Origin of the sequence: Blattabacterium cuenoti (genome assembly GCF_014251255.1) — a bacterium.
GTDB classification, from domain to species: Bacteria; Bacteroidota; Bacteroidia; order Flavobacteriales; family Blattabacteriaceae; genus Blattabacterium; species Blattabacterium cuenoti_W.
Map to the genome: position 1 here is coordinate 517,126 of NZ_CP059182.1, position 14,736 is coordinate 531,861.

Genomic DNA, 14,736 nt, shown 5'->3' on the forward strand with positions numbered 1-14,736 from the left:
TTTTTTATATTCCGTAATATATTGTTTCAAAACTTTATTAAAATTTTTCTCATTAAAAAAAAACTTTTGTAGAAAAAAATGTAATTGTAAACTATGAATTAAATGAATTTTTTTTATTCATTCTATTTCCATCCAATAGAAGAATAAATAGCATTTCTAAATAAATCAGATAAAGGAATTCCTGCTATTTTTAATTGTTTTGGAAAAATACTTTCTTTAGAAAGCCCAGGAACTGTGTTAATTTCCAAAAAAAATGGAACTCCATTTACAAGAATATATTCCGATCTAGATATTCCTGATAAATTCAATATTTGATGTATTTTCTTTGATAAAGTTTGAATTTTTTTTTCAACTTTTGGTAATAACCTCGCAGGGGTTATTTCTTGAGATTTTCCAGAATATTTTGATTCAAAATCAAAAAAATCATTTTTGCTAATGATTTCTGTAATTGGCAAAACTTTAATTTTGTTTTTAAAAGATATCACTCCTACGGAGACTTCTGTTCCTTTAAGATAAGATTCTATAATAACTTCGTTATCTATTTTAAAAGCTTTCTCTACTGCATAAAAGAAATCTTTTTTTTCATACACTTTAGATATTCCTAAACTCGATCCAGATCTACTAGGTTTTACAAAACATGGAAGTCCTATTTTTTTTATAATTTTTTCCTCGCAAAAAGATTCATTTTTATTCAAAAAAAAGGAGACAGCTGTATCGATTCCAAATTCTTTCAAAAAAGATAAACAATATTTTTTATTAAAAGTTATACTTGCATGATGAAAATGACATCCTGTATAAGGAATTTTCAATAAATGAAAATAAGCCTGTATAATTCCATCTTCTCCTGGAGTTCCATGAATAGCATTAAAAACACAATCAAATTTTAAAATTTGATTCTTTGAAAAAGAAACTGTAAAATCATGTTTATTCACAGAGTATTCATGATTGTTTTCATCTATCAAAAACCATTTATCTCTGAAGAGATGTATTTGATAAGGTTCAAATTCTTCTTTATTTAAATTATTGTAAACTTCTTTTCCGCTTTTGAGTGATATGACAGACTCTTCTGTATCTCCTCCCATAATAATGGCTATTTTTTTTTTCATTTCATAAAATTATATTTTTTTCATATTTCATCTCATTCATAATGAAATTTTTTTATCTTTATTTTTTTATTGAATTAAGATATAAAATTTTGATATGTGATTACAACATGAATTATTCAAAATTATGTTTGATATTCATAATCAATTTATTAATTTCTATATTGATTTTATACAAAATCACTGATTTTGCATTAAAATGGGTTGATTTTTATACAAAACACGGATCTTATGTTGTCGTTCCTAACCTTCGTTCCTTAACTTTAGATCAATCTATAGAACTTTTAAAAAAATTAGGATTAAAATATGATGTAGAGATATCTCGTTACGATCCTTCTTTTAAACCTAATCAAATTCTTTCCTTTTCACCAGGAGCAGGAGATCATGTGAAAATAGGAAGACATATATACATACAAGCTAATGCAAAAATATTCCAATCGACGATATTACCTCATATCATAAATAAAAATAAACGGACAGCTATTAAATTACTTCATGATAATCATATTTTTGTTAAAGAAATAAAATATGTAAATGATCCTTCTAAGGATATTGTTTTGAAAGTTTTTTATCAAGGAAAATCTATTAAATATGGATATATTCTCCCGAATCTTGATTCGGTGACTTTAATGATTGGAAAAGGATTTGAAGAAAAGAATTTTGTTATTGTTCCAAATGTAATTGGAATGGATTTACAGACTGCCACTTCTACTTTGAGAGCCAAATTGTTTAATATTCATGACCATTCATCAACAAATGAGAATAACATAAACGAAGAAAAAATCGTATATCGTCAAAAACCTTCTCCTGGAAATAAAATACAGAAGGATAAAAAATATATTGAAATTTGGTTAACTTCTAAAAAAAATACGACTAATCAACCAAAAGAATTACTGGAAAATTTAATAAAATCACATGAAAAAATAATTCAAAATAATGAGGATAACCCTAAAAAAAATATTGAAGATAAAAATCATTTAGAAAAAAAAACGAAAATTGAAACAAAAAAAAATGAAAATAATAAAAAATAGCTTTTTACAAAAAAAATGACTCCTGTATTAAAATTTATTGCAAATCAAGATCAGAAACCTATTAGAATTGATAAATTTTTGATGCAATTAATTCCAAATATTAGCAGAAATCAAATTCAAAAAGCGACTAGATCAGGAAAAATTTTAGTCAATCAACATATTATAAAAAAAAATAATTATTTAATAAAGCCTTTCGATTTGGTAATAGTAGAAAAAACTATTACAAATAGTTCTATTTTTTTAGATTCCTCTTTTTTTTTAGAAAATATTACTGAAGAAAAAATACCTCTTAATATCATTCATGAAGATGAAGATCTTTTAGTTATAAATAAACCTGCGGGAATAGTCGTACATCCAGGGTTTGGTCATGAAAAAGGAACATTAATTCATGGAATTAAATATCATTTAAAAAATTTTTCTAATCAAAAAAAATTTCCTCCCAGATTAGGGTTAATTCACAGAATAGATAAAGATACCTCAGGTTTACTTCTTATAGCAAAAAATGAATATTCTCAAAAATGGTTATTGAAACAATTTTTTTATAAAACTATTTATAAAAAATATATTGCTCTAGTATGGGGGGATTTACAGAAAAAAGAAGGAAGTATAACTGGATTTATAGGAAGAGATCCTAAAAATAGAAAGAGAAGGATTCTTTTTAAAAATCCTTCTAAAGGGAAATATTCAATAACTCATTATAAAGTTGTAGAAAAATTTCAATATATAACATATATTTCCTGTTTTATAAAAACAGGAAAAACACATCAAATAAGAGCTCACTTCAAATATTTAGGACATCCATTATTTAATGATTCTACTTATGGAGGAAATAAAATTTTTATGAAAAAAAAACTTTCAAAAAAAAATATTGAATTTTTCAATATGTGTTTAAAAATTTTACAAAGACAAGCATTACATGCTATTTGTCTTTCTTTTATTCATCCAAATCATAAAAAATGTCATTTTACATGTCCAATTCCTGAAGATTTTCAAAATGTTTTACAAAAATGTAAAAATCAATTTTCTATTAAAAAAAATTAAATTCTTTTGTGTGTGATCCAATTATTTATAATAAGGTTCCTTTAAGAAGGAGATAAGAAATAGAAAAATATATAATCAATCCAACAACATCTACTAATGTTGCCACAAATGGAGTAGAAGAACTTGCTGGATCTCCTCTAAATTTTTTAATGATAAAAGGAAGCATAGATCCACTAAAAGTTCCCCATAAAACTACTCCTATCAAAGAAAAAGAAATAGTTAATCCAACCAAAATCCAATGGGGACCATAATTATAAAAATTAATATTATGCCAAGTCATAATACGTATGAACCCTGTTATTCCCAGAATACTTCCTAAAAAAAAGCCACATATTATTTCTCTTCGCATTACTATCCACCAATCTTTTATTTTTACTTCTCCTAAAGCCATAGCTTGAATAACTAAACTTGCAGCTTGAGATCCGCTATTTCCTCCACTTGAAACTACTAATGGAATGAATAAAGCTAAAACAATTGCTTTTTCTATCACACTTGAAAATTGCTGCATTACCGTTGTTGTAATCATTTCTCCTATAAATAATAAAGTTAGCCAGACAGCTCTTTTCTTTATTAATCTAAATAAAGGAACATTAAGATAAGATTGATTCAATACTTCCATTCCTCCTATTTTTTGAATATCTTCTCTATAATTTTCATTCAATACCCATAAAATATCATCTATGGTTACTATTCCCAACAAAATTTTCTGATCATCTATTACTGGAAGTGAAACTCTATTGTTCATAGAAAATATTTTAGTAGCTTCTTCTTCTGTATCCGTTACACATAATGCAGTATATTGTCCATCCATCAAATCAGATACTTTAGTTTTTGTATCTACTAATAAAAATTCTCGTATTTTTATATCATCTACTAATTTTCCTGTTTTGTCAATTATATATACAATTTCTATGACATCACTATTTTTTCCTTCTTTTCGTATATAATCTAATACTTCTTGAACACTCCAAGTATCTTGCACGGATAGACAATATGGAATCATTAAACGACCGACACTATTTTCAGGATATCCTAAAGAAACTAATGTTTTCCGTTTTTCTTCAGGGTTTAAATATTTAATTAAATCTTTTAAAGAATTTTTTGGAAGATTTTCCAAGAAGGAAACACGATCATCTACTGATAATTTATTTAAAAATTCCATCATTTTAATTGGTGGAAGACCTTCTATGATTTTTTTTTTTACAGTAAAATCTAAAACTTTAAAAACAGAAGTTGCTTTACATAGTTTTAATAAACTAAATATTTTTATAATATGATTTGGATAATCCTGAATTAATTTTACTAAATAACTAATAGTTTGATTATTTAAAAATTTTTCATTCAAATTATTTTGAAAATCATTCTTATGAGAATTAAACATTTCTTTTTTTTTTAGAAAAAATTCATATTTATTTACAAATATTGAAATTAATTTCAATCTTGATTGATTTATAAAACATTATCAAATCTAATAAATATTAGAAAATATGGAATATAATTTTCGTGAAATTGAAAAACGTTGGCAAACATATTGGAGAAAAAATCATCTTTTTTATGCAAAAGAAAATTGTTTTTATAAAAACAAAAAATATTACATTTTGAATATGTTTCCTTATCCATCTGGAGCAGGCCTTCATATTGGACATTGTTTAGGATATATCGCTTCGGATATTTATGCAAGATATAAAAGAGCAAAAGGATATAATGTATTAAATCCTATAGGATTTGATTCTTTTGGACTTCCTGCAGAACAATATGCTATTCAAACTGGACAACATCCTTATGAAACTACACGTAAAAATATTCAAAGATATAAAAAACAAATCAATAAAATAGGAATCTCTTTCGATTGGAGCCGTTCATTATGTACAAGTGATCCCACTTATTATCGTTGGACTCAATGGATGTTTATTCAAATTTTTAATTCTTGGTATGACAAAAAAAGTGAACAAGCTAAATCTATAGATACTTTGATTGAAGAATTTAATAAAAACGGAAATTTATTTGTAACTGCTAGCAGTTCATTCAATTACAAATTTAATTCAAAAGAGTGGAAAAAATTAAATTCTTTTAAAAAAGAATCCATTCTTTTAGACTATCGTTTAGCTTTTTTATGTAAAAAAACAGTTAATTGGTGTCCAGATTTAGGAACTGTTTTAGCAAATGAAGAAATAAAAAATGGAAAAAGTCAAAGAGGCGGATATCCAATTTACAAAAAGAAAATGTTACAATGGCATATCCGAATTAGCGCTTATATAGAAAGACTTTTAAAGGGATTAGAATTGATTGATTGTTCTAAGTCTTTAAAAAATTTACAATCTAATTGGATAGGAAAAAATTTAGGATCATCTATTTTATTAGAAATCATGTTTCCAAAAAAAAATAGAAAAAAAATAGAATTATTTATTTCTCGTCCAGAAACTATATTTGGAATGACTTTCATTATTTTATCTACAGATCATCCACTTGTAGAAAAAATTACTCTTTCTTCCCATAAGGAAAATGTGATGAATTATATTAACAAGAATAACAACATTCTATTAAAAAAAGAAACAACTATTTTTGGGGTTTTTACAGGAAATTATGTTTTTCATCCATTTATTATGGATAAAAAAATTCCTATTTATATCAGTGATGACTTTCCTATAGATAAGGAAACAAAATCTATAATAGGAATACCAGGTCATGAAAAAGATAGTTTTAAATTTGCGAAAAAATTTGGTTTGGAAATAATACAAGTCCTTCTTAAGGAAAAAAAAGTAGATGATTCTACTAAGAATAACGAAGATCAAAATGAAATATGCATAAATTCCGATTTTTTAAATGGATTAGATTCAAAAGAAGCAAAGGAAAAAATTATACGAATATTAGAAAAAAAAAATATTGGAAAAAGAAAAAATACATATAAATTACGAGATGCTGTTTTTTCTAGACAAAGATATTGGGGAGAACCAATTCCTATTTATTTTAAAAATAAAATCCCAAAAACTATTCCTATTGAAAAACTTCCTCTTCTTCTTCCAAAGATAGAAAATTATCATCCAAAAAATGGAAAATCTCCATTGGAGAGGGTAAATCAATGGGCTTGGGATGAAAAAAATATGAAAATAGTTTCAAAAGATCTTATAGATAAAAAACACGTATTTCCAATAGAAACTAGTACTATGCCTAGTTGGGCTGGATCAAGTTGGTATTTTATCCGTTATATGGATGTTCATAACCATCAATTTTTTATTGATAAAAAAAAAGAACATTATTGGAAAAATGTTAATTTATATATTGGAGGATCTGAACATACTACAGGACATTTGATTTATGCAAGATTTTGGCATAAATTTCTGAAGGATAGAGGTTGGATAAGTTCAGAAGAACCTTTTAAAAAAATTCTTAATCCAGGAATGATTCTTAGCTATTCTGCTATTATACTGAAAGCTATTGGAAAAAATATATTTGTCTCTTATGGATTAAGAAATAAAAATTATAATTTTTCATTTCAAGAAATTTATGTAGATCTATCTCTTATAAAAAATAATAAATTAAACATCAATCAATTTAAAAAATGGAGGACAGAATTTTCTAATGCAGAATTTTTTTTAGAAAAAGGAAATTTTTTTTGCAAAAGAAAATTGGAAAAAATGTCTAAGTCTAAATATAATGTAATTAATCCGGATAAAATCTATGAAAAATATGGATCAGATGTCTTTCGACTTTATGAAATGTTTTTAGGTCCCATTACACAATCTAAATCTTGGAATGATGAAAAAATTAATGGAATCAAAAATTTTATCAATAAATTTTGGCGGTTATTCCATAAAAATGGAGTTTTTCAAGTAAGTGAATTATCTCCAACTTTTGAAGAATTTCAAATATTACATAAAACAATAAAGAAATTGCAAGAAAAAATAAAATCTTTTTCTTTTAATACATCGATTAGTCTTTTTATGATTGTTGTGAACCAACTAACTATTTTAAAATGTAATAAAAGAAAGATATTGGAACCACTCGTCAAATTACTAGCTCCATTTGCTCCTCATATAGCTGAAGAACTTTGGAAAAAATTAGGAGGAAAAAAATCTGTTATTCTTTCTTCTATTCCTATTTTAGATACAAAATTTCTTGTAGAAAAAAAAATAACATATCCCATTATGTTAAATGGAAAGTTCAAATTTCAAGAAAAATTTGAATCAAATATTACAACAAAACAAATAAAAAAGAAAATATTAAATCATTATAAAACAAAATTCTTTTTAAAAGAAAAAGTATTAAAAAAAATAATCATAGTTCCAAAAAAAGTTATAAATATAATTATTTAACTAATCTTTAAGTGATTAAATTAAAAAAAATTTCTACATAAAATGTAGATTTGCATTCCATGATATAGCATTCATTTTTTAATTTTTTTTCATTTCTAGATTTAGAAAAGTGTAAAAACTTTTTTTTTATGTCAAAAAAAAACAAAAATAAAACGTATAGTTTTTTTAGTTTTCTAGAAAATAATTTTGATAAAGCAGCACAATTTCTTTCTATTGAAAAAGGCATTTTAGAACAAATTAAAGCTTGTAATTCTGTATACAGCATTCACTTTCCTGTAAAAATAGGAAAAAAAATAAAAGTGATTGAAGCGTACAGAGTTCAACATTCTCATCACAAATTACCCTGTAAAGGAGGAATAAGATATAGCATAAAAGTAACTCAAGATGAAATTATGACTTTAGCTGCATTAATGACATATAAATGTGCTATAGTAGATGTTCCTTTTGGAGGAGCCAAAGGAGGAATTAAAATGGATCCACAAACTATTTCTGTAGAAAATATAGAAAAGATAACTCGTCGTTACACTTCTGAACTAATTAAAAAAAATTTTATAGGACCAGGAATTGATGTTCCTGCTCCTGATTATGGGACTGGAGAAAGAGAAATGAGTTGGATTTTTGATACATTTTTATCTATTAGACCTGGAGAAGTAGATGCTTTAGCCTGTGTGACAGGAAAACCTGTATCACAAGGAGGAGTTAGAGGAAGAAAGGAAGCAACAGGATTAGGTGTTTTTTATGGAATTAGAGAATTGTGCCGTATCAAAGAGGATATGCTGTCTATAGGTCTTGATGTAGGGTTAATAGGAAAAAAAGTGATAATACAAGGGTTAGGAAATGTAGGATATCATGCCGCTACTTTTTTTCATGAAGCAGGAGCTATTATTATCGCATTAGCAGAAAGGGAAGGAGCTATTTACAATAAAAAAGGATTAAATGTATCCAATGTGATTTTACACTTGAAGAATACCGGATCCATATTAAATTTTCCAGGAGCAAAAAATATTGAGAATACAGAAAAAGCGTTAGAGTTAGAATGTGATATCCTTATTCCAGCGGCACTAGAAAATGTTATACACAAAAATAATGTCAATCGTATTAAAGCAAAAATTATTGGAGAAGCTGCAAATGGACCTATTACTCCAGAAGCGGATGAAATATTAGAAAAAATGGGAGTAATTGTAGTTCCAGACATTTATTTAAATGCTGGAGGAGTCACAGTCTCTTATTTTGAATGGTTAAAAAATTTAAGTCATGTCCGATATGGACGGATGGAAAAACGTTTTAGTGAAAATATGAATGCGGAATTACTGCAAGTGATAGAAACTATTTGCAAAAAAAAGATTTTAACAGAAGAAAAAAAAATTATTTTGAGAGGAGCAAGAGAAATAGATTTAGTCAGAAGTGGATTAGAAGATACAATGATTAGTGGATTTCATAAGATTCGTGAATTAAAAAAATCAATAGGAATAAAAAACATGCGTACGGCAGCATTTGTTTTTGCTATAAATAAAATCATAGATTCTTATGAAAGATTAGGAATTTTTCCATAATCTCCTAGGAAACTGAATATGTTATAAAAAAAATATCCTTTCCATGAAGTACAAAAGATCATTGTTGAAATTGAGCGGAGAAGCTCTTATGGGAAATAACGAATTTGGACTTCATTCTACTCGTCTTAAACAATATGCTGAAGAAGTAAAAAAAGTAGTAGATATGGGAGCTCAAGTCGCTATAGTTATTGGAGGAGGAAATATATTTAGAGGATTTTCTTCTAGAATCAAAGAAAACACGATCGATAGAATAGGAGGAGATTATATGGGAATGTTAGCCACTGTGATTAACGGAATAGCATTTCAATCTTATTTAGAAAATGTAGGAATATGTACTTACATACAAACCGCTATTAGAATGGATCAAATAGCAGAACCATTTGTCAAAGATAGAGCAATTCATCATCTTGAAAAAGGAAGAGTTGTTATATTTGTTGCAGGATTAGGAAATCCATATTTTACAACGGATACAGCGGCTGTATTACGTGCTATAGAGATAAAAGCGGATGTTTTACTAAAAGGAACTAGAGTTGATGGAATATACACAAATGATCCAGAAAAAGATAAATATGCCAAAAAACTTAAAAAAATATCCTTTGATATGGCATATAAAATGGGAATAAAAGTTATGGATCAAACGGCATTTATTTTAGGAAATGAAAATAATTTACCTATCATTATTTTTGATATGAATAGAAAAGGAAATTTTCAGAAAGTAATTTCTGGAGAAGAAATAGGGACCCTTGTTTCTAAAAAAAAATAGAAAAATCATGGATGAATTCAATAAAATTTTTTTTTACTGCAAAAAAGACATGGAAAAAATTTTGGAAAAATTCCAAAAAGAAATTCATCGTATTAGATTAGGAAGTAAATCGATTATTCCTTTTATAGAAAAAATAAAAATAAAATGTTATGGGGCTTTATTCCCTTTGATTGAAGTAGCCAATATTCACATTATAGATAACATAAATATTACAATTCAACCTTGGGATCGTTCTATAATATCTAATATAGACAAAGCAATCATAGATTCTAATTTAGGGGTTATGCCCACTAATAAAGGAGAATATATTCATATTCATCTTCCTATAATTACGGAAGAGGGAAGAAAAAATTTAATGAAAAAAATTAAATCACAAACAGAACAAGCAAAAGTCTTTATAAGAAATACACGAAAGAAAAACAATCAAAACATAAAAAAATTGAAACTATCAGAAGATTTACATAAAAAAGGGGAAAATAGAATACAGAAAATAACCAACGAATATATTCAAAAAATTGATTGTTTCTTTCTTTCTAAAGAAAAAGAAATACTGAAAAATAAATGAATGATAAAATAGAAAAATATTCAATTAAAGAATTATTAGATCAATATAAAATTTTCTTAAATAAAACAGTTTTAGTGGAAGGTTGGATTCGTTCTTTTAGAAATTCTATTTTTGTATCATTAAATGATGGATCTACAATACAAAATCTTCAAATTATTTTATCCAAAAATTTGGAAAAAAATTTTTTAAAAAAAATAACAATTGGAACTTCTATTCAAGTTATAGGAATTATAACAGAAAGCATAGGAAAAAAACAAAGCATAGAATTACGATCATTAAAAATAACTATTTATGGAGGAGTAGATCCTAAAAATTTTCAAAAATCTATTTTACAACCAAAACAACATAGTTTGGAAACATTGCGTAAACAAGCACATTTACGTTTTCGTACAAATCTTTTTAGTAGTATTATGCGAATACGTCATCATATAGCTTTTTTTATACATAAATATTTTCATAAAAATGGATTTTTTTATATTAACACTCCAATTATAACTACTTCCAATTCTGAAGGATCTGGAGAAATGTTTCAAGTGACTACTATAGATTTAAAAAATGTTCCCGTAAAAGGAAAGATTGATTATAAAAAAGATTTTTTTAAATGCCAAACCTATCTTAGTGTTTCTGGACAATTAGAAGCAGAAACAGCTTCTCTAGCATTAGGAAAAGTATATACTTTCGGTCCTGTTTTTCGTGCAGAAAATTCTAATACTTCACGCCATTTATCTGAATTTTGGATGATAGAACCAGAAATGGCTTTTTATCATTTAGAAGAAAATATGAACTTAGCAGAAGATTTTTTAAAATCTATCATTAAATCTATTCTTGATTTTTGTATAGAAGACTTATCATTTTTAAATGAACATATCAAAAAATGGAATTCTAAAAAAAAAGAAATTTCTCTTTTAGAAAAATTGAAATTTATATTGAAATTTCCATTTCAACGAATTAGTTATACTGAGGCAATAAATATTCTTAAAAAAAAGGAAAAAAACAAAAATTTTGTTTATCCAGTTATTTGGGGAATAGATTTACAATCGGAACATGAACAATATCTAGTTAGTGAATATTTCCAATCTCCTGTAATTGTATTTGATTATCCTTCTTGTATAAAAGCTTTTTATATGCGCATGAATAAGGATAGAAAAACAGTTAGAGCTATGGATGTTTTATTTCCAGAAATAGGAGAAATCATAGGAGGATCTCAAAGAGAAGAACGTTATGATATGTTATTAAATCGCATAAAAGATACAAAAATAGATAGTCGTAAACTTTGGTGGTATTTAGATACACGTCGTTTTGGTTCTGTTCCTCATAGTGGATTTGGATTAGGATTTGATCGCCTAGTTCAATTCATTACAGGAATGAAAAATATTCGTGATGTGATTCCTTTTCCAAGGACACCTAATAATGCAGAATTTTAAAACATGTTAAAACAAAGGTTATTACAAAAAAAACAACAGAGACTTTCTCCACAGCAAATTAAACTAATGAAATTAGTACAATTATCTACTTTGGATTTTGAACAAAGAGTAAAAAAAGAACTAGAAGAAAATCCAGCGTTAGAAGAAGATTATTCTAATAATGATTTTCCTACAGAAAATTGTGATATAGAATATCCGGAAAACACATTTGATATTTTTTCAGATACAGAAAATTCGAATAATCATAATAATAGAATAGAAGATTTTGATGAGATTAATATTGAAGAATATCTAAGTGATGATGAAATCATAGAGAATTCTTCTTATAAGAAAAACACAAGTATAAATAATACTTCTTTTAGGAGGAATAATCCTTATGGAATCTCTTTTCAAGAATATTTAAAAAGTCAATTACATACTTTTCGTTTCTTAAATAAGGAAGATTTATTGATAGCAGATTTTATAATAGGAAATTTTGATGAAAATGGTTATCTAAGAAGAGAAATATCTTCTATATCGGATGATATCTTTTTGATACTTGGAATATCAGTTTCTGTAGAAAAAATTGAAAAATTACTTTTTAATTATATACAAAAATTAGATCCTATAGGAATAGGATCTAGAAATTTACAAGAATGTCTACTTTTACAATTAAAAAATAAAAAAGAATCATTAGAAGTAAATTTGGCAAAAAAAATTATACAAAATTATTTTAAATCTTTTACAAAAAAAGATTATCAGAAATTACAAAATCAATTAAAAACAACAAAAAAAGATTTGCGAAAAGCTATCTATCAGATAGAAAAGTTAAATCCAAAACCAGGAAAAATCTATTCTGTAAATACTCTAAATTTAGATGATATTATTCCAGATTTCACTATTTTTATAGTGGATGGAAAATTAGAACTATCTCTAAATCATAGAAATACTCCAGAATTAAAAGTTTCGTCTTTATATTTAGATATGTTAAAATCTTATAAGTGTTCAAAAAAAAAAAGAGACAGAAAAAATGATGAAAATACTGTTTTGTTTATAAAACAAAAAATAGATTCAGCAAAATGGTTTGTAGATGCTATAAAACAGAGACAGAATACTTTAATGTTAACAATGAACGCTATTATGGATTACCAAAAAGAATATTTTTTAACTGGAGATCCATATAAAATAAAACCTATGATTTTAAAAAACATTTCTCAGAAAATTGGAGTAGGAATCTCAACGGTCTCTCGTGTTGCAAGCAGCAAATATGTAAATACACCATATGGAACTTTTCTAATAAAAAGTTTTTTTTCAGAAAAAATGATAAACGAAGAAGGAGAAGAAATTTCTTCAATTAAAATAAAAAAACTATTAGGAGAATCTATTGCAAAAGAAAATAAACAAAAGCCTTTAACTGACGAGAAATTATCAAAAATTCTTCAAAAAAAAGGTTATTTAATAGCTAGAAGAACTGTCACGAAATATAGAGATCAAATGCAAATCCCTATTGCAAGAATGCGAAAAATTTTATAATGGTTTTTTAATAATAATGGTTTTCCAATTAGAAAATTCTTTGATAGATAGAATAGAAAGTTCTCTTCCATATCCAGATTTTTTTATTCCTCCAAAAGGAAAACGAGGATCTGATTTTACTATTTCATTCACAAATACCATTCCAGTATTGATTTCTTTGGATAATATTTCCGCTTTCTCTAAATTTTCCGTCCAAATGGAAGCACCTAATCCATAACATGTAGCATTAACAATATAGGGAATTTCTTCTTCATCAGAATAAGAATAAACTAATCCTATTGGACCAAATATTTCCTCTTTGGGAATGTTTTTATTCTCTATCATCAATAATGATGGAGAAAAAAAATTTTTATCTCTTATAGATCTTAAACATATCTTTCCTCCATTTAAAATAATATTGTTGTATTGTTGATACAATCTTTCAGATAAATCATAACGAGAAATATAACCTATTTTAGTTGATTCATTGTACAAATCTCCTCTTTGATATTTTTTCATTTCCTGAATGACAATATCTATAAAATCATCTACAATAGAATTATCCACAATAAATCTTTTAGCAGAAATACATGTTTGTCCTGTATTATTTAATCTAGATTCTGCCGCCAATTTTCCAGTTTTCTCTATGTTTTTGACATCTTTCATTACTACAAAAGCATCATTTCCTCCTAATTCTAAAATAGATTTTTTAATATTTTTTCCTGATAAATATCCTATATGACTTCCAGCAAAATGACTTCCTGTAAAAGTAACTCCTTGTATAGTTGAATTAGATATCACCGATTCTATTTGGGGAATATCTATCAAAATAACTTGAAAAACTCCTTTTGGAAATCCAGATTCAATAAATATTTTTTCTAAAAGAATAGAACAACCTGCCGTATTAAGAGCAGGTTTTATAAAAATTACATTTCCTAATAGCAAATTAGGAATAGAAGATCTTATAGTTTGCCAAATTGGATAGTTCCAAGGCATAATTCCTAATATAGTTCCTATAGATTCAAATCGAACATAAGATTTTTCATATTCAGTAGTAGTTATCTCTTGAAAAAAAATAGATTCTTTAAAATTGGAATAATATTCACACAATTGTATACATTTATTTACTTCTGCTATTGATTGAGTTATGGGTTTCCCCATTTCCTGAGTAATTAAATACGATAGAATATCTATAGTTTTTTGCATGCAAAAAGACAGTCTAGTAATCTTTTTTATTCTATAAGAAAAAGAAGAATTTTTCCATTCTTTATATGCTTGATTAGCTATAGATAACTTATTAAAAATATCTTTTTCAGATAAAAAAGAATAAGTATTTAATATTTGATTATCATAAGGATTAATGGTTTTAAACTTATTCATATTTCCTCATTTTTTTTAGTAGTAGAATAAAAATAAAATTATACAATATATAATATAAAGTCTTTATTCTAT

11 protein-coding genes are annotated in these 14,736 nt (G+C 25.9%); 8 read left to right on the plus strand and 3 right to left on the minus strand.

Annotated features, from left to right (window positions below; genetic code table 11):
- Positions 1-122: 122 nt before the first annotated feature.
- Positions 123-1,106: a D-alanine--D-alanine ligase gene (locus H0H77_RS02510; RefSeq protein ID WP_185851486.1), complete on the minus strand. Its 984-nt coding sequence runs from the start codon at positions 1,104-1,106 to the stop codon at positions 123-125.
- Between the two features lie 107 nt (positions 1,107-1,213).
- Here H0H77_RS02510 and H0H77_RS02515 point away from each other — a divergent pair, with 107 nt between their 5' ends.
- Together H0H77_RS02515 and H0H77_RS02520 are read left to right on the plus strand one after the other, a co-directional pair.
- Complete coding sequence (locus tag H0H77_RS02515; protein WP_185851487.1) at positions 1,214-2,134, plus strand: PASTA domain-containing protein; 921 nt, start codon at positions 1,214-1,216, stop codon at positions 2,132-2,134.
- A 15-nt stretch (positions 2,135-2,149) separates the two neighbouring features.
- The gene (locus H0H77_RS02520) at positions 2,150-3,175 is read left to right on the plus strand and encodes an RluA family pseudouridine synthase (RefSeq protein ID WP_185851488.1); all 1,026 of its coding nucleotides are present in this window, start codon (positions 2,150-2,152) and stop codon (positions 3,173-3,175) included.
- 25 nt (positions 3,176-3,200) lie between these two features.
- On the opposite strand, the gene mgtE is transcribed toward H0H77_RS02520, so the two are convergent.
- Positions 3,201-4,556: a magnesium transporter gene (mgtE, locus tag H0H77_RS02525; RefSeq protein WP_185851489.1), complete on the minus strand. Its 1,356-nt coding sequence runs from the start codon at positions 4,554-4,556 to the stop codon at positions 3,201-3,203.
- 106 nt (positions 4,557-4,662) lie between these two features.
- Between mgtE and leuS the strand changes: the two genes are divergently transcribed.
- From leuS to rpoN, 6 genes are all read left to right on the plus strand, one after another.
- On the plus strand, positions 4,663-7,488 hold the full coding sequence (gene leuS, locus H0H77_RS02530) for a leucine--tRNA ligase (protein WP_185851490.1): 2,826 nt from the start codon (positions 4,663-4,665) through the stop codon (positions 7,486-7,488).
- A 128-nt stretch (positions 7,489-7,616) separates the two neighbouring features.
- On the plus strand, positions 7,617-9,041 hold the full coding sequence (locus H0H77_RS02535; protein WP_185851491.1) for a Glu/Leu/Phe/Val family dehydrogenase: 1,425 nt from the start codon (positions 7,617-7,619) through the stop codon (positions 9,039-9,041).
- Between the two features lie 43 nt (positions 9,042-9,084).
- Positions 9,085-9,804, plus strand: coding sequence for a UMP kinase (gene pyrH / locus H0H77_RS02540; protein ID WP_185851492.1), 720 nt, complete (start codon positions 9,085-9,087; stop codon positions 9,802-9,804).
- Between the two features lie 7 nt (positions 9,805-9,811).
- The gene (gene frr / locus H0H77_RS02545) at positions 9,812-10,369 is read left to right on the plus strand and encodes a ribosome recycling factor (RefSeq protein WP_185851493.1); all 558 of its coding nucleotides are present in this window, start codon (positions 9,812-9,814) and stop codon (positions 10,367-10,369) included.
- Positions 10,366-11,793, plus strand: coding sequence for an asparagine--tRNA ligase (asnS, locus tag H0H77_RS02550; RefSeq protein ID WP_185851494.1), 1,428 nt, complete (start codon positions 10,366-10,368; stop codon positions 11,791-11,793). The genes frr and asnS overlap by 4 nt, the downstream gene beginning before the upstream one ends.
- A 3-nt stretch (positions 11,794-11,796) precedes the next feature.
- Positions 11,797-13,305, plus strand: coding sequence for an RNA polymerase factor sigma-54 (rpoN, locus tag H0H77_RS02555; protein WP_185851495.1), 1,509 nt, complete (start codon positions 11,797-11,799; stop codon positions 13,303-13,305).
- Here the strand turns inward: rpoN and H0H77_RS02560 are convergent.
- Entirely contained in the window at positions 13,300-14,664 is a 1,365-nt protein-coding gene (locus tag H0H77_RS02560; RefSeq protein WP_185851496.1) for an aldehyde dehydrogenase family protein, read from the minus strand. The genes rpoN and H0H77_RS02560 overlap by 6 nt on opposite strands.
- Between the last annotated feature and the right edge of the window lie 72 nt (positions 14,665-14,736).